Origin of the sequence: Trichocoleus sp. ST-U1, assembly GCF_039961835.1 — a bacterium.
Taxonomy (GTDB): domain Bacteria; phylum Cyanobacteriota; class Cyanobacteriia; order Cyanobacteriales; family FACHB-T130; genus FACHB-T130.
In genome coordinates this window covers 14,890-32,264 of sequence record NZ_JAMPJZ010000014.1, presented here as the reverse complement: position 1 = coordinate 32,264, position 17,375 = coordinate 14,890, and the positions used below count along the sequence as shown (strand labels likewise).

Sequence of the window (17,375 nt, the reverse complement as noted above, 5' to 3'; positions counted from 1 at the left end):
CCTGCCCGGAAAGTTAACCTGGAAGCCGAACAACCGCTCGCAAAAGCCAGACAGACCTTCAGGGGATGAAAGCCCGCAAACATCAAAGGAAGAGTTTCTGGGGCTGTATCGGCTCTAGTTCATATTGATGATGAAAATCCTCCGTCCTATCCTGCGATCGCTATCCAGACACCTTAGCAAGCCGCCTCTAAGGTATTTGCTGTTTCAGCAACCAAAAAAAAACCCAAGCCTTCTGCCTCAAGGGGAGAGCGAATATTCTTCTTTTGAGCGGCAACCATTCTTTCCGCTAAACAGCGACGCAGCCAGCCTTGACGCTGAAGCAAATCGGCTCAAAGCACTTTATCGCTATGAAATTCTCGATACTCCGGCAGAACAAGCATTTGACGATCTGACTGCACTGGCTTCCCACATTTGTAACACTCCCATTGCTCTCATCGGCCTGGTTGATGGCAATCGCCAGTGGTTTAAGTCAAAAATTGGTCTGAAAGCAACAGAAACAGCAAAGTATTTAGCGTTCTGCGCTCACACAATTTTAAAATCAGATGAATTATTAATTGTACGCAATACGTTAGTTGATGAACGCTTTGCCAGAAATCCTCTGGTGACATCTGACCCTTATATCCGGTTTTATGCCGGAGTTCCCTTGGTAACGCCCGATGGCTTTGTTTTGGGCACCTTATGCGTAATTGACCAGATTCCTCGAAAGCTAATGAGCCAACAAATTGAAGCGCTCAAAGCGTTGGCGCGGCAAGCGATCGCTCAGATGGAACTCCGAATTCATCTCAATCAATTAGAACGCACCGTTTCTCAGCATCAACAGGTAGTGGAAGCGTTAGGAGAAAGCGATAAAAAATATCGCTCTGTCGTTGATAACGTCAAAGAAGTAATTTTTCAAACAGACGTCACAGGTTTGTGGACATTCCTGAATCCGGCTTGGACAGAAATCACCAAATTCTCGATTGCCCAAAGTCTTGGCACTCATGTTCTAAACTACGTTCATCCTGAAGATCGCCAACGCAATATAAAACTGTTTCAAGCTCTGATTCAATGCCAAACAAAATTTTACCGACAGGAGATCCGCATCCTAACCGCTGATGGCAGCTTTTGCTGGCTTGACGTTTATGCCTGCGCGACACTGGACGCTAGCGGAAGTATCGTGGGTATTTCCGGCACCTTAAATGACATTACGGATCGCAAGCAAACTGAAGAGGCACTCCAAAAGACAACCAGCTTGCAGCGGGCAATTTTGGATAGTGCCAACTACACGATCGTTTCTACAACACCAGATGGCACAATTTGTACCTTTAATGCCGCTGCCGAGAGATATTTAGGATACGCTGCTGCTGAAGTCGTGGGCAAAACAACACCCCTGCGATTTCACGATTCACGCGAAGTATTCCGGCGTGCCCAAGAATTGTCACAGGAGTTGGGAATCCCCATCGATCCAAGGTTTGAGGTTTTTGTTGCCAAGGCGCGTCGTGGAGAAGTGGACGAGCGCGAATGGACGTTTATCCGCAAAGATGGTAGTCGTTTTCCCGTGCTGGTGTCGATGACGGCGTTACGGGATACTGAGGGCAACATTACTGGGTTTCTCGGAATTGGCAGCGACATCACGCAGCGCCAGCAAGCGGAACACGAACTGCGAGAGAGCGAGGCAGGGTTACGAGCGCTGTATGAAGTGACGGCAGCTCAAGGCGGAAAAGGAACGCCGCTACACTTCGACCAACGCATCCAGCGGATGCTGAAAATGGGATGCTGGCGATTTGGCTTAGAAATCGGGACGCTAGCGAAGATTGAAGGGGATAAATATTACCTGATTGCTGCTCAGGTGCCCGAAAACTCACCCATTCATCTTGCCAAAGGAAATCTTTTCGATGTTAAGCAGACTTATTGCGGTGAAGCACTGCGCTGCGACGAACCGATTTGCTTTGAGTCCGTTGAGCGATCGCAATGGTACCAGTATCCGGCAAATACCCCTTTCAGAATAGAGGCATATATTGGTACCAGGGTAGTGGCAGGCGGGATTGTTTACGGTACCCTCAGTTTCTCCAGTTTAAAAGTGCGATCGCAACCATTCACGGTGGTAGACAAAGAGCTAGTGAAGCTCATGGCACAGTGGGTAGGAGGTGAAGTTGAGCGGGCAAAAGCCCAAGAAGCCCTACAACAGCAAGTTACCAGGACTTTGCTGCTTAAACGGATTACCCAAGAGATTCGCGCCAAGCTAGAAACACAAGAAATTTTTCAAACGACTTGTAAGTTATTGGGCGAAACATTCGCCGTGAATCGCTGTTTGATTTACTCATACATCGCCACCCCTAAACCACAAATTCCCCTAGTGGCGGAGTATTTGGAGCCTGGGTATGATTCGATAATGGATGTACAAATCCCCGTTGTTGGCAATCCCCATGCCGAACAAACAATTGCTCAAGATCGCGCGATCGCTTCCTCAAATGTCTATGCCGATCCGCTGCTCAAAGAAACTGTTTCTCTGTGTCAGCAAATTCAACTCAAATCGATGCTGGCGATTCGCACTTCCTATCAAGGAGAAACTAACGGTGTGATTGGCTTGCATCAATGTAACACCTTCCGTGAGTGGACTAAAGAGGAAATTGAATTACTCGAAGCAGTGGCAGATCAAGTCGGTATTGCTCTGGCTCAAGCTTGCCTATTAGAGCAAGAAACCCGCCAACGCGAACAATTAGCTCAGCAAAATGTTGCCTTAGAAAAAGCAAAACAAGAGGCAGAAGCAGCTAACCGTGCTAAGAGTGAATTTTTAGCTACCATGAGCCACGAAATCCGCACTCCCATGAATGCGGTAATTGGCATGACTGGGTTACTACTAGATACCGAACTCAAGCCACAACAGCGAGACTTTGTAGAAACTATTCGCAACAGCGGCGATGGCTTACTCACAATTATTAATGACATCCTTGACTTCTCTAAAATTGAGTCCGGTAAGCTGGAGCTGGAACAACAACCTTTCAATCTGCGAGATTGTATCGAAGAATCGCTTGATTTGCTGGCTCACAAGGCGGCAGAAAAAAACTTGGAATTAGCGTATTTGATAGATCCTTCTGTACCGAAAATGATTGTGGGGGATGTGACGCGACTCCGCCAAATTCTGGTAAATCTAATTGCGAATGCAGTTAAATTTACACACCAAGGGGAAGTTGTGATTTCGGTAAAAGCTCGTCAACTGGGAGAACGAGGCAGAGGGACAGGGGGGCTGGCGAGCTGGGGAGCGAATTTAGAACAAGAAATTGCTCATCTTACCGATGAGACGAACAAACCGATTTCTGTTGAAGAACTAGAAGAAAAAGCTGCAATCCAACATCGAAAACCCAAAATAAAAAATCACAAATATGCGATTCGTTTTGCCGTTAAAGATACCGGAATTGGGATTCCTTCTGACCGTATAGACCGTCTATTTAAACCCTTCAGCCAGGTTGACTCCTCTACAACTCGCAACTATGGCGGTACGGGGTTGGGATTAGCGATTAGCCGACAATTAACAGAAATGATGGGCGGGAGAATTTGGGTGGAAAGTGAAGGGGGTCAGGGTTCCACATTTTATTTCGCCGTTGTCGCCACCTCCGTTCCCACTTCAACGCTTGCTGACAGCCGCGACTCCCAACAACTATTAGCTGGAAAACGGTTGCTGATTGTGGATGATAACGCGACCAATCGGCAAATTTTGACTTTGCAGGCGATCGCGTGGGGAATGATCTCCCGCGCCGCCACCTCTGGGGAAGAAGCCCTGAACTGGCTGAGCAATCAGGAGACCTTTGATATTGCGATTCTGGATATGCAAATGCCGCAGATGGATGGCTTGAATTTAGCCGCAGAAATTCGCAAACTACCCAATACTCGGACGTTGCCAATAGTGATGTTAACTTCTCTAGGCAAGTCGGAGATAGAGCTACAAGCACAGCAAGCAAATTTTGCCGCCTTCCTGAATAAACCGATTAAACAATCTCAGCTCTACAATGTCTTGAGCGGTCTGCTTGGCGAACCCGCTGCGCTGCCAAGTCCGCGTCCCCATCCCGAACCGATTGACCCAAATCTAGCGCAACGGCTACCACTACGAATTCTGTTAGCCGAAGACAATGTCGTCAACCAAAAGGTGGCGCTGCATCTATTGGGGCGTCTGGGATATCGAGCGGATATCGCCAGCAACGGTTTGGAAGTGCTGCAAGCGCTGCAACGCCAGCCCTATGATGTTGTTCTGATGGATGTGCAAATGCCAGAAATGGACGGATTGAGCGCTACGCGACGGATCTGTGAGGAATGGCCCTACGAGCAACGTCCCTGGATTATTGCCATGACGGCGAATGCGATGCAGAGCGATCGCGAGGAGTGTTTGAGTGCGGGGATGGATAATTATGTCAGCAAGCCGATTCAGATGGAGGCGCTGCTGAAGGCACTCGCTGCTTTGCAGCCGCTTCCCCGCCTCCCCATCTCCACCTCTGCCGTTGATTTCCAGGCAATCCAAGGGCTTTGCGATATGTTTGGAGAGAATGCTTCATCTGTTCTGGTGGAAGTCATTGATAGCTTTTTGGAAGATACACCCCAAATATTGCAAGTCATTCGGAATGCAGTAGATGCTGGAGATGCCGTGGCGCTGCGACAAGCGACCCACACGCTTAAGTCAACCAGTGCGACGCTGGGTGCTATGACCCTATCCAATTTGTGTAAGCAACTCGAAGCGATCGCGAAAGACGATACTCTAGCAGGGGCACCGGAAATCGCATCGCAGATGGAGGCGGAGTATGAGCGCGTGCGCTGTGCGTTGCAAGATTTCCATCTTTGATCGAGATTGAAACCTCCGTCCGGAGTACATCCTATACCAATTTACGGATAGGTCTAATAAAAATGCTTTCCCTTCCCCAAGAACCCTCTATCGTCCTCGTGGTAGACGACGACAGAATCATGCGTCAGCTACTGTGTCAAGCAATGCAACAGGAAGGATACCAGGTTGTTGAAGCGAGCAATGGAGAGGAGTGCTTGAGTGCTTATGTTCGCTTTCAGCCGCATATTGTCTTGCTCGATGCCATGATGCCGGTAATGGATGGCTTCACTTGCTGCTCCAGGCTACAAGAGATCCCTTCATGCGATCGCACTCCCGTATTGATGATTACAGGTCTTGACGACAAAGAATCCGTTGACCGAGCTTTTGAGGTCGGAGCCATTGATTTCGTTACCAAACCTATTCACTGGCCCGTACTGCGTCAGCGGGTGCGGCGTTTAATCCAACAATTTCAACTTTATCAACAACTGGAGGTGGCAAACCGAGACTTGCAGCGACTTGCGACCTTCGACAGTCTGACGGGACTGGCAAACCGCCGTCGATTTGATGAGTATCTTGGTCAAGAGTGGCGGCGAATGTTACGCGAACAACTGCCCCTGTCTCTCATCTTCTGCGATATCGATTTTTTCAAAACCTACAACGATACTTACGGGCATCAAGCTGGAGATATTTGTTTACAAACTGTCGCCGGTGCCTTGTTTCGGGTTGTCAAGCGCTCGACAGATTTAGTCGCACGCTATGGCGGCGAAGAGTTTGCAGTAATTTTGCCTAATACCTCTGCTGCGGGTGGGTTGCAAGTCGCAACGGAAATTCGACAGGCTGTGAAATCTTTAGAAATTGTTCATGCCAAGTCTGCTGTTAGCCAGTATGTAACGCTGAGTTTGGGTGTTGCTGGCGCGATTCCTTTGCATGACGCCTCGCCAGAAGCGTTACTTAAGGAAGCTGATGAGGCGTTGTATCGGGCAAAAGCAGGGGGACGCGATCGCGTATGCTCCTAAACGCAGCTTCTTGCGACGATGCATCGGTGGATACAATCAGCCACGCAGATATAAAAGGTGATATAAAGTGCGATCGCTTAATCAAGTTAATATGCACAAATCATCTGAAAAAATTAAAACTGCAAAATCAAATTAGTAATTTTTAATTTTTAATTTCTACAAGAGGTGAGCGGTGAAAAGTCGTAGAGCATTCGTGTCTCTCCTGCTGTTGGTGGCTCTCTTAAGCATCGGTACAGACTCAGTGGCAAAACCTTTGCAGGTTCGACTCAACCGACGGTTAGAAGTCGTTTCCTATGCAGGTAAAGTCACCTATAAACTTAGAGACGCTGCCGGGTCGGTTAGAGTCGGCTTGCGCCTTGAGGATGTGGGGGATACTATCACGACGGGCGACGAGTCTAAAGCCGTCCTAGCCGTCGATACCGGCGTTGGCTTCGTGAATGTCTCAGAAAATACCACTCTGCAAGTACAACAATTGCAGACAATGCCTGATGGGGGAAGAATTACGCGACTTCAAGTAAAGGGGGGACAAGCTCGCCTGGAGGTACGACCGTTTACGAATCCTAATTCGCGGTTTGAAATTGAAACACCTGCCGGTTTGAGTGGCGTTCGCGGGACGCAATTTGGTGTGAGCGTCAAACCCAATGGCAAAACGAGCGTTGCCACCCTAGAAGGGAGCGTGGTCGAGGAAGCTCAGGGGCAAGCGGTAGAAGTCAATGCTGGGTTTCGGACTTTAGTGATTCCTGGCGAACCCCCTTCCCAACCAATTCCTTTGAAAGAAGAGGGTGAATTAGAGATCCGAGTTCTGGCGGCGATAGAGGGCGATCGCGTACGCATTCGCGGTCTAATCGATCCGTTCAATCTGTTGATCGTGGCGTCTACTTTACAGAATGTGGAGCGCACGGGTGAATTTGATATTACAGTCCCACTGCCTAAGCAACGGAAAATTCAAGCGGTTGTGGTAACTCCTTTGGGACAACGGCAGGCGTATGAACTGCTGGTTCCGTAAGGTTGCTCGTTAGACTTGCTCAGTGCATTTTATCTGCAACCCTTCTCCCTAAAATCGCCTCGCTTTTGCCAACGCATTTTATGTTCGCAAAAGCGAATTACGCGATCGCTTAAACCTTTCGACAATAATAGGATTTAGAACCTTGGGGCATCTCAACTGACTTTTTTGGATGACCGGGGAGTGTCGTTTTGATTTAAACCCCCGGTAGATTGAGACTCTTTAAAACACCCCTCTTAAACAACAAACTCAAATGCGCTTTGATTGCCCAGCTTCCTGGCATGATTTCCAGGATGAAGCCTTCGTGCTTACGTTCCAGCAACCCCAATCGCATCTAGAACGTCGCCAACTAGAGAAAGCGCTGCGTCAAAAGGTAGGGAAATTGAAGCAATATTTTAGCACCCTCTTCCAACCTGCCTCGATGTACTTCATCCCAGTGCAGGTTGGGACAAATCAACCGCAAGTTTGGAATGCAGGCACATTCGCAGCCGAAGGCAGGAAAAATAAAGCATTCTTCACGGATGCCAACAAAGCGTGCGGGCTGTGTTGGGACAACTTTTTAAAAGTTTTTGCCGATTTATTTACGGGCGCGATCGCTTTATGACGGACATGACTCCTGCTCACCAGGCAGAGGAACGCTATGTCCTAGCCGTTAATGCCGGTCAAGTAGGACTTTGGGACTGGGATCTCCAAACTGGTGAAATGTATCTCACCGCTAGCTGGAAAGCGATGCTGGGCTATCGCGAAGACGAAATTGACAACCGTATAGAGGCTTGGCTCCATCTGGTACATCCGGATCAGCGGGAATGGGTGATGACGGCTGCAAGTATTTATCTCGAAGGGTTGACACCCCAGTATGAAATCGAACATCGGATGATCCACAAGAATGGCAATATCCGGTGGTTTCTCTGTCGGGGGATTGCATTTCGAGATGAGCAAGGCATACCTTATCGTATGGCAGGGTCAATCACTGATATCACCGAGCGCAAGCGAACCGAGGAAGCCCTTCAGGAAAGTGAGTATCGGTATTACACCTTAGCTAAAATGTCGCCGGTAGGGATTTTCCACACAGATGTAGAAGGGAACTGTTTGTATGTCAACGAGCGCTGGCGCGAACTGGCAGGATTGACCCTGGCGGAAGCACTCGGAGAAGGTTGGACGAGAGCGCTGCATCCCGACGATCGCGAGCGCGTCATCAGCGAATGGAAGCAGGCGATAATAGAAAACCGGCGATTTGCCTCAGAGTATCGGTTTGGGCGTGCGGATGGAGTAGTCACCTGGGTGTTTGGTCAGGCGGTGGCGGAACAAGGAGTAGCCGGTACGACGGTTGGCTTTATTGGCACGCTCACCGATATCACCGAACGCAAGCAGGCGGAGGAGGCACTGCGACTGCAAGTTCTCAGGGAGCAACTGATAGGGGCGATGCTAGAGCGCATCCGTCAGTCTCTCAATCTCAGCGAGATTCTGAACACGACGGTGGCAGAAGTGCGGCAATTTCTAGCCTGCGACCGGGTGATTATTTATCGTTTCGAGGCAGGCTGGCGCGGGGTTGTGGCGGTGGAGTCTGTAGACCCCAATTGGACTTCGATGCTGGGAACTCCCGTCTACGATCCCTGTTTTAAGGAAAAGTACGCCCAGCTGTATCAGCAGAGTCGGGTTCAAGCAATCGCAGATATTTACAACTCAGGACTGGGTCAGTGTCATATCGATGTGCTGGAGCAGTTTCAGGTTAAAGCGAACTTAGTCGTTCCGATTCTGCAAGGGCAACAGTTGTGGGGGTTGCTGATTGCTCATCATTGTTCGCAACCCCGACATTGGCAACCGTGGGAAATCGATCTGCTCTCTTCTTTGGCGATGCAGGTGGGTATTGCGATTCAACAAGGGCAACTCTATGAACAATTGGAGGCAGCTAACCAAAAGTTGCAGCGCCTTGCGACTTTGGACGGTCTGACGGGTCTGCCGAACCGACGCCGGTTTGATGAGTACCTAGATCAGGAGTGGCGGCGTCTGAGACGAGAAAAAGTCCCCCTGTCTCTGATCTTGTGCGATATTGACTTTTTCAAACTCTACAATGACACCTATGGTCATCAAGCCGGGGATACTTGTTTAATTACCGTCGCCAGTGCGATCGCTCAAGCTGTCAAGCGACCAGCGGATTTAGTCGCTCGATACGGGGGCGAAGAATTTGCCGTAATTTTGCCCAACACTACACAAAATGGGGCATTGCAAGTGGCAGAAGAGATTCGAGTGGCAGTGCAAGACTTAAAGATTGTCCATAGCCATTCTTTAGTTAGTCAGTATGTGACGCTGAGTTTGGGCGTTGCGACTACGGTTCCCGACTGCGATACTTCACCAGAAATATTGTTAAAGACAGCGGATGAGGCGCTTTATCAGGCAAAAGCTCTGGGACGCGATCGCGTTAGCCGATGCTGCTCTTAGCCACTCTTCGGGTTAGTGTCTGCGGTTCTTAACAGCTATAACCATCCGGCACTTTCCCGATGACCTGTGATGAGTGAAGTTTAGTCTATTTTTAAAAATATCGTTACAATTATAACTTTTTAAAGTTGTTTTCCCTAATCCAGCCAGCTCCCAACTTCTTAGCTTTATAGAGCAATTTTATAGAGTTATGAGACTTTACGATTACTTTTTTTTGATGAAAATTGTCCTTAAATTTTAGACTGCTAAGACAACAAAATAGTTCCTTGAATCTTTCATGGATTTGTGCCACTTTCCAAACAGTCCACTGGCAGGAAGCCTCTATTTGAGGAAATGCTACTTCAACCCATTGCCAGAGGTAGAAACATTATTCAGGCACTAAAATATTTATTGTTATTTTGGAATTTAAAGAGCTTAAAGCCATTACCTGTAGGGGAATGCTGAGACTTAAAAGCTTTAGCAATCCTTGATTTGGGCGGGGGGGGGAAATTTTTTATGGATTCCTGGAACCTTTTGCTTTGGCTAACGACTTTGAATGTAACAAAGCAACTGAAAACCAGAGAATTGAAGGAAGTAATTATGAATCGCGCTCTCAAATCCGTAGCTAAAATTTCCGTACTATCTGCACTAGCGATCGCTCCTGTTTTAATGTCTAGTTTGGATGCTTCTGCAAAACCCACTGGAACACGAGCAAATTATATCGGAGTTGGTGGTTCTGCTAGCGTTACAAATGGCGGACAAGATGGCGATGCTGCCGCAGTCGGCGGTGTGATTCAAGGCCGCTATGCGGTTCCCAAGACGCCAGTTTCTATTAGAGGTTCCGTACAGTTCACCAACGAAACCAGCACTATCATTCCGATGGTTACTTATGATGTGCCTGTTACCAATAAAGCTAACTTCTACGTTGGTGGTGGCTACGGTTTGCATGAATCGGAAGGCAAACCATCTACCTTCGGCAACCGCAATGCGCCTGTAGTCACGGCTGGCGTCGAAGCAGAAGTTGCCAAGAACGTTGTAGTCTTCAGCGATGCCAAACTGGGAATCAAGCCTTACGAAAACAGTCCTGCTTCTTCTGTTAGCGTCCAGCTAGGAGTCGGCTACGGATTCTAAGATTAACGCTCTCTCTATCGTTCTTGGCGGTGTTTGGTTCGAGATATTTTGACTTAACTGACTTCTAACAAAGTGGGACAGGTTGATAAAGCCTGTCCCACTTTGTTTTTATAGCGGTTCTCACTTGGGTTTGATACACCGCACAGTAGGGTAGCTATGCTAACCTACCGATGGAGCTGATTCAATGGACGGCTTAAGATTGCTAGGCTCAAAAATCGGGTTAGGCGCGAAGACTCGACGCTCTTACTTGCATCACTGCATCCCTGCATCACGGTGTGGCGAACCGAAGGGCGTCCTCTGGGGATATCCCTTTCTGCAAGAATTGTTAAAATCTAGGGATTTTCTCACCTATCGCTAAAGATTAAGAATGGTGATAGTACCATGAATGTATACGCCGTAATCCCGATAGATTTTCCGGTGATCCAGTTCAACCGTTCAGCCCCCTAGTTTCCGATGGTTAAATCTCCGATTTCCCCTGTTCAAAAGCTTTCTAAAGTAGAAGGACTCAAAGAACGCAGCAACTTTTTACGCGAACCTGTGGCAACTGAGCTACTGGAAGACACCAACAGCTTCACAGAAGATGCCACCCAGATTCTCAAATTTCACGGATCGTACCAGCAGGATAACCGGGACAACCGGGTGAAGGGTCAGGAAAAAGATTACCAGTTCATGCTGCGTACCCGTAATCCGGGGGGCTTCATTCCACCACAACTGTATCTGACCTTAGACCGACTGGCTGAGGAATATGGCAATGGAACGCTACGCGCTACGACTCGCCAGGGTTTTCAGCTGCATGGAATTTTAAAGAAAAATCTCAAAGCATCCATCGCTGCCATCATTAAAAACATGGGGTCAACGCTGGGAGCCTGCGGCGACCTCAACCGCAATGTGATGACGCCCCCAGCGCCTTATAAAAATCGCCGGGACTACGAATATACCTGGGAGTATGCCAACAATATTGCTGACCTACTGGCACCGCAAACAGGTGCATATTATGAAATTTGGCTAGATGGCGAAAAGTCCATTAGCGCGGAAGAAAACCCAGAGGTAAAGGCGGCGCGGCAACGCAACGGCAACGGCACCGTCGTTCACGGGAAAGAAGAACCGCTATATGGTGATCGCTATATGCCCCGGAAATTTAAGTGTGCCGTAACGGTACCGGGGGATAATTCGGTTGACCTCTATTCCCAAGATGTCAGTTTGGTGGTGATGACCAACGCCGAGGGAGAACTAGAGGGATTTAATGTCTTTGCGGGTGGTGGTTTGGGACGCACCCACAACAAAGAAGAGACATTTCCCCGGATGGCAGATCCCATCGGGTATGTAGAGAAACAAGATATCTACGATCTGATCAAAGCGATTGTCGCTACTCAAAGAGATTATGGCGATCGCACAAACCGCCGTCATGCGCGGATGAAATACTTAATCGAAGATTGGGGCGTTGAGAAGTTCCGCGCCAAAGTCGAAGAATACTTTGGCAAACCGCTGGCAGCTTTTAAAGAGTTACCGCCGTTTAAATACAAAGATTTCTTGGGATGGAACGAACAAGGCGACGGCAAGCTGTTTCTAGGAATTCCGATTGAAAATGGTCGGGTGAAGGACGAAGGTAACTTTAAGCTCAGAACTGCACTGCGGGAAATCGTGCAGAAGTTCTCGCTACCGATTCGCCTGACACCCAACCAAAACTTGCTGTTTTACGAAATTGACCCAGCGCAAAAAACCGAAATTCAGCAGATTCTTGACCGCTGTGGCGTTCAGGCAGACCCCAATCAACTTGACCCGTTGGTGCGCTATTCAATGGCTTGCCCCGCCATGCCGACTTGCGGCTTGGCAATTACCGAATCTGAACGGATCATGCCGGATCTGTTGAATCGGGTTCGGGCGCTGCTGAAAAAAGTGGGATTGGAAAACGAACACTTTATCGTGCGGATGACGGGTTGCCCGAATGGTTGCGCTCGTCCCTATCTGGCAGAATTAGGATTTGTCGGGAGTGCGGCTGAATCTTATCAGATTTGGCTGGGGGCTTCACGCGACCAAACGCGACTCTCTAGAGCCTATATGGATCGGCTGCACATTAACGAGCTAGAAACCGAATTAGAGCCGATTTTCGTTTACTTCAAGCAGTCGCGGCAACCCCAAGAAGGTTTTGGGGATTTCTGCGATCGCGTCGGTTTTGATGCGATTCGTCAATTTACAGTTGACTATGAGTCGGAAGCAGTCTCTCCTCAGTCAGATACTGGGTTGATAAATGAGGTGGTGCTGCCAGAAGAATCAGAAATTGCAGTTGCAGCTAAAATCCGTCGTCGGATCAATGTCCGGGATGATGTTTACAGCCGCTTGAAAGCAGAAGCAGCCCGTCAGGGTAAGCCCATGACTCAATTGGCAACTGAGGTAATCGAAGCTTTCTTACAGGCGAATCAAAAGCCTAACGAGTAATCCGGCTGGCGACTCAGTAATCTTAAAGTCTGGTTGATTCCCCTAATTTCCCAGAACCCCAACCCTTTCCTGCTTGCGGGGAGGGGTTCTTTATATGATGGGCAAGTAGACGGATTTGAAATGAGTCTTCAATCATTCAACTCAGCCGTAACAAGACGCCCGGAGAGACTCTACCTCCGAGTTACATCTAGGGATTGATGGATCTAGTAGCAGAAAATACCAAAATTTCAACATCAAGGATTAAAAAATCAATTCTGCATTTGTGGATTCGCGATGCAGATATGGCAATCGGAGGGAAAAATGACTGTAGCTGAAAATAAGCGTGCTGTGGGGGTATTTTCTAATCGTCAAGATGCAGAAACTGCACTCGATGAAGTTAACAAAGCTGGCTTCCCAATAGATAGGGTTTCGGTAATTACCACACAAGCAAAACCTGACGATCAACTTGCCGGTGCGAATATGAGCGATCGCATTGGTGATGAAGCTAGCGTCACTGCTGCCACAAAAGCTAACGCAAATACGAACGTCGGGCTGTTTGGCGGCATATTCACCAGTCTTAGCACTTTAGCCGTTCCTGGTGTGGGGGCTGTAATGGCAGCGGGTGGTCTGGGCTTGACACTAGCCGGTACGATTGCTGGTGTTGGGATTGGAACAGCGGCAACGAATCGCCTGATTGAGGCATTAACCGATCTCGGCATTCATGAAGATGACGCTAAAGTTTATAGCGATCGCCTGTTCTACAATTACTATTTGGTAATTGTGGATGGAACAGACGAGGAAATCGCCAAAGTTGAAGGAGTTTTTCGCGAGCGGGGAATTCAGGATTGGGCTGTTTATAACCGACCCAACGATTCACCTGTCTTGTCCTAAATTTCCAAGAATACCAAGATCCAATTTTCACCAAGTTAGGTGAATCTAGATTTGAGAAAGTTTCACTAAACTTTTCTCAAATCTATTTTGTCCTTACTTTTTTGTTGATCGGTAGTGGGGAATTGTGCCCTAACTTTCCCCCTAAACTGATTGCTCAATCAATTCCTACGATGGTTGCGGTGATTGTTGGATCGGAATCTCGATCGCAAATTCTGCTCCTTGTCCGGGTGCCGAAATGCACCGCAACTGTCCCCCATGTGTCTCTGTCACTATCTGATAGCTAATCGCTAATCCCATCCCGGTTCCCTTTCCAACCGCCTTGGTGGTGAAGAAGGGGTCAAATAACCGTTGCTGAATATCTTCAGCAATCCCCGCTCCATTATCTGCAATCCGAATCGCAATTTGTTTTGATGCCAAAACTTGCGTGCGAATTGTAATTCGACCGGGGTTGGCTTGCCGGTCTTGATAGCTACGCTTGAAGTTAAACTCCTCTATAGCATCAATCGCATTGCTGAGGAGGTTCATAAATACCTGGTTGAGTTGTCCGGCATGGCACTCAATTTTAGGTAACTGACCATACTCCTTGACAACTTCAATGGCTGGATGATCTGGCTTCGCCTTAAGACGGTTTTGCAAAAGCATCAGCGTGCTATCAATGCCCTGGTGAATATCCACATCCTTGACTTCTGATTCATCCAAACGGGAGAACACGCGCAGCGAGTAAACAATATCACGAATACGCTGAGCGCCAACTTGCATCGAGGCAAGGAGTTTGGATAAATCTTCTTTGAGAAATTCCAGTTCCATGTCCTCTGCTTTGTCTTGAATCTGGGGCGTGGGCTGAGGATACTGCTCTTGGTACAGCTGAATCAACTCTAGTAAATCTTGGATGTAAGAGCTGGCATGAGTGAGATTGCCGTAGATAAAGTTGACTGGATTATTGATTTCGTGGGCAATGCCTGCCACCATCTGACCCAAACTAGACATTTTCTCGCTCTGCACCAGATGGAGTTGGGTCTGGTTAAGTTTGCTCAGCGTTTGGTTGAGCAGTGTAATCTGTTGTTGGGTTTGGTTGTAAAGCTGAGCCTGAGTAATGGCAACTGCTAACTGATCGACAACTGCTTTGAGTAATTCCCGATCTAGTGGACTTAGGGAATGAGCGTGCAACCCAATGAGATAGCCGCAGCAGCCATCTAAAAGCGGGATAGGGAGTGCAAGGTAGGCGTGAGCTTTCAACTCTAGAGGTGTTTGCTCTAACTCAGCATCAACAAACAACAGATGAAGTGCTTCTGTCTGCTGTAGACAAGCTGCTATGTCTATACACGAATTGGACTGAAACTTTCTTGGCTGAATCGTCAATGTTTGGGCGTGAGAGTCGCCAACCAGCTCAAGGGTTTGGGATTGGGGATCGTACCAGCCAAACAGCACTCTATCAAGCTGTGTTAAGGTTGCCAGTTCTGTAACCGTCGTCTGAACAATGGTTTGTAGCTCTAAAGATTCTCGAATGCGACGCACCAAACGGTTGAGTAGAGCTTCCTGTTCGGCACGAGTGCGAGTTTGCTCAAACAGCTGCACCTGTCGCCATGCACCCATTAGGGCAATCAGCAACAATCCGCCTAAAACGGTCGCTAGGAGGTTGAGTGCGCCTAAGTTAGATTCGATATTCTGGCGAGGAATAACCAGTGCAATTGACCAATCCGCTTCTTTTAGGGGTACGTAGGCAACGTAGTTCCAGCTGTCATTGACTCGTATTAGTTTAATCCCTGCTTGTTTGGCAACCATTGACTGGGCGATCGCTGCCAGTGCCGGATTGGAAGATTGTAAGAAGCTGGGTGCCTGATGCTCTGCGGAGCCAATCATCTTGGGGTCAGGATGGGCAATCGCCACCCCTGTGGAGTTGAGTGCAAAGGCATAGCTGCCAGCTCCCTCTTGGAGCCTGCTGACTACCTGAATCACTCGGTCAACTTTAATCGCTCCACCCATTGCTCCCAGCACTTGAGTCCCTGCAACCCCCATAATTGGAGCGCTGATATTGATTTGTAGAAGGCCTGTGGTGCGACTGACTACGGGATTCGCGGCACTGACTTGCCCTGACATTGCCTTGATAAACCATTCCCGGTCTTTAATATTTTTGCGATGAGGACCGACGCTGGTATTTGCACCCCAACCCTCGGAGTTGACAATTGACAGCTGGTGAATTTCTTTAAACCGTTGCAATTCCGACTTTAAATAAGGCTGGGCGACTGACCAATCTATAGAGCGCACGAGGGGACTGTTCGCCAGCATCTCTACCTCAGTCTTCCGATTAGATAGCCACTGGTCAATCTCATCTCGTCCCTGCTGGACTTTCAGTAACGCTTGTTGCTGGAGGTTCTCCAGAATCAGTCCCCGCACAACCTGATAGCTAACTACAGCGATCGCACTCACCCCCAAAGTTGACCCTGCCAGTATCGATAAAACAATTAGGTCACGAGGTTGCCATCTTTGCTTGTAGCGATGCTGCTTTTTTGGCAGCCTTAACCAAAACGCTTTAGAAAAATTGAATTTCCCCAATTTGGGAAATGCTTCCCGGCTACTTTTTTGGCTAGCTGAGTTAGCCTGGTTGTTTAGGATGGACACTCTTACTGCTACCTGCTATCGACTTGAGAAATAGGAGATTTCCAAGGAATTTAAGATTGCAAAAGTTGAAAGAGTTCAATGTTATGCTCCACAATCAGCTAGTTTTCTCTAAGAATCATATGGAGATGTTCTGCTCTCGCAACTCTTTTACCTGTAAATTTAGATACTACCACCGGATAATTGAACCAGCATTGGCACAATTGCTGAATCTTCATCCTGTTAAAAATCTCAAGTTTAAAGGTCAATTGAATAAATTCGATTCTTCCTCAAGTCGCGAGCAATGAGCGTGTCGAGGGAACTCAAGCTCAGTGCGGCTTAGGGCTAACAATGGATTCGCAAGTTAAGCTCGCATCTTTTCCCTTTTCGGGCAGGGTATTGGGAAAGGATACCTATATTTTCCAGCTTTACAGATATATCGCACATTCTGCACCCCCTACTGTCACAATCGGTTATTTCGGTTTTTTTATCTAACAAAGGTGATTTATGATACAAAAAAATGTAAATATGTTTTGCGATCGCAAGCCCAAAATTTTTAAATGTCGAAAATTCGGAGTATGGCAGTTTAGGTTGTGGAATGGAGGTTAAATCAGCGTGCAGATAGCGGCTGGTTGTGCAAGCAGCATTCTTCCGCTCCAGGGTCGCCTGCATTAGATGGTACGGGGAGAGATCGCCTGTGAAAATTGACCTGTTCAAAGACAGTTACGTAGTGATAAAAATCCTTTCTGTCAATGACTAGGAGGGGAAGAGAATGAAGAGAAACTAGCCCCATTCTGGCTAATAGATGGAAGGATATCGCACCGGCTATCGTTCAATTTTACGCATTAAGATAGAGGGATTTGTGCCCAAGAACCACACTTGAACAGCTAGAGGTGGCGGGGTTAGTCCGCGAGACTCGCCCGCGGCTTGAACTTTCACAGGAAAAGTTCGCAACGCTACTTGGGTATCGTTCCATAGTGTGAATCGATGGGAAAACAAACGAACGTGCCCCTTACCACTCGGTTGGAAGCAGATTGAAACACTGCTGCAATCATAATGGGGGAACAGGTCGAAGACGACTAGCCAGGTATTTCGAGGAGCAGGAGTTGCGCCAGTGACA

Annotated in this window: 10 protein-coding genes; 9 read left to right on the top strand and 1 reads right to left on the bottom strand. The window is 48.1% G+C overall.

The features are described from left to right. Nucleotides 1–127 precede the first annotated feature (127 nt). From NDA06_RS07870 to NDA06_RS07830, 9 genes are all read left to right on the top strand, one after another. Nucleotides 128–4,810 carry a response regulator gene (locus NDA06_RS07870; RefSeq protein WP_199324102.1) on the top strand — a complete coding sequence of 1,561 codons (4,683 nt, stop codon included), beginning with the start codon at nt 128–130 and terminating at the stop codon, nt 4,808–4,810. A gap of 62 nt (nt 4,811–4,872) precedes the next feature. Next, nucleotides 4,873–5,805: a PleD family two-component system response regulator gene (locus NDA06_RS07865; RefSeq protein WP_190986007.1), complete on the top strand. Its 933-nt coding sequence runs from the start codon at nt 4,873–4,875 to the stop codon at nt 5,803–5,805. A 172-nt stretch (nt 5,806–5,977) separates the two neighbouring features. Then, nucleotides 5,978–6,811, top strand: coding sequence for a FecR family protein (locus NDA06_RS07860; RefSeq protein WP_199299675.1), 834 nt, complete (start codon nt 5,978–5,980; stop codon nt 6,809–6,811). A gap of 250 nt (nt 6,812–7,061) precedes the next feature. Next, nucleotides 7,062–7,412, top strand: a complete 351-nt coding sequence (locus NDA06_RS07855; protein WP_190412657.1) for a hypothetical protein — start codon at nt 7,062–7,064, stop codon at nt 7,410–7,412. Further along, nucleotides 7,352–9,247, top strand: coding sequence for a diguanylate cyclase (locus tag NDA06_RS07850; RefSeq protein WP_190986008.1), 1,896 nt, complete (start codon nt 7,352–7,354; stop codon nt 9,245–9,247). Before NDA06_RS07855 ends, NDA06_RS07850 begins: the two co-directional genes overlap by 61 nt. A gap of 492 nt (nt 9,248–9,739) precedes the next feature. Continuing rightward, on the top strand, nt 9,740–10,354 hold the full coding sequence (locus tag NDA06_RS07845; RefSeq protein WP_348251701.1) for a hypothetical protein: 615 nt from the start codon (nt 9,740–9,742) through the stop codon (nt 10,352–10,354). A 184-nt stretch (nt 10,355–10,538) separates the two neighbouring features. Continuing rightward, complete coding sequence (locus NDA06_RS07840; RefSeq protein WP_190528492.1) at nt 10,539–10,712, top strand: hypothetical protein; 174 nt, start codon at nt 10,539–10,541, stop codon at nt 10,710–10,712. A gap of 95 nt (nt 10,713–10,807) precedes the next feature. Then, the gene (gene sir, locus NDA06_RS07835; protein WP_190986742.1) at nt 10,808–12,790 is read left to right on the top strand and encodes a sulfite reductase, ferredoxin dependent; all 1,983 of its coding nucleotides are present in this window, start codon (nt 10,808–10,810) and stop codon (nt 12,788–12,790) included. A gap of 300 nt (nt 12,791–13,090) precedes the next feature. After that, nucleotides 13,091–13,660 carry a general stress protein gene (locus NDA06_RS07830; protein WP_190528488.1) on the top strand — a complete coding sequence of 190 codons (570 nt, stop codon included), beginning with the start codon at nt 13,091–13,093 and terminating at the stop codon, nt 13,658–13,660. 165 nt (nt 13,661–13,825) lie between these two features. Here NDA06_RS07830 and NDA06_RS07825 read toward each other — a convergent pair whose 3' ends face one another. Continuing rightward, nucleotides 13,826–16,279, bottom strand: coding sequence for an ATP-binding protein (locus NDA06_RS07825; protein ID WP_347277056.1), 2,454 nt, complete (start codon nt 16,277–16,279; stop codon nt 13,826–13,828). Nucleotides 16,280–17,375 lie beyond the last annotated feature (1,096 nt).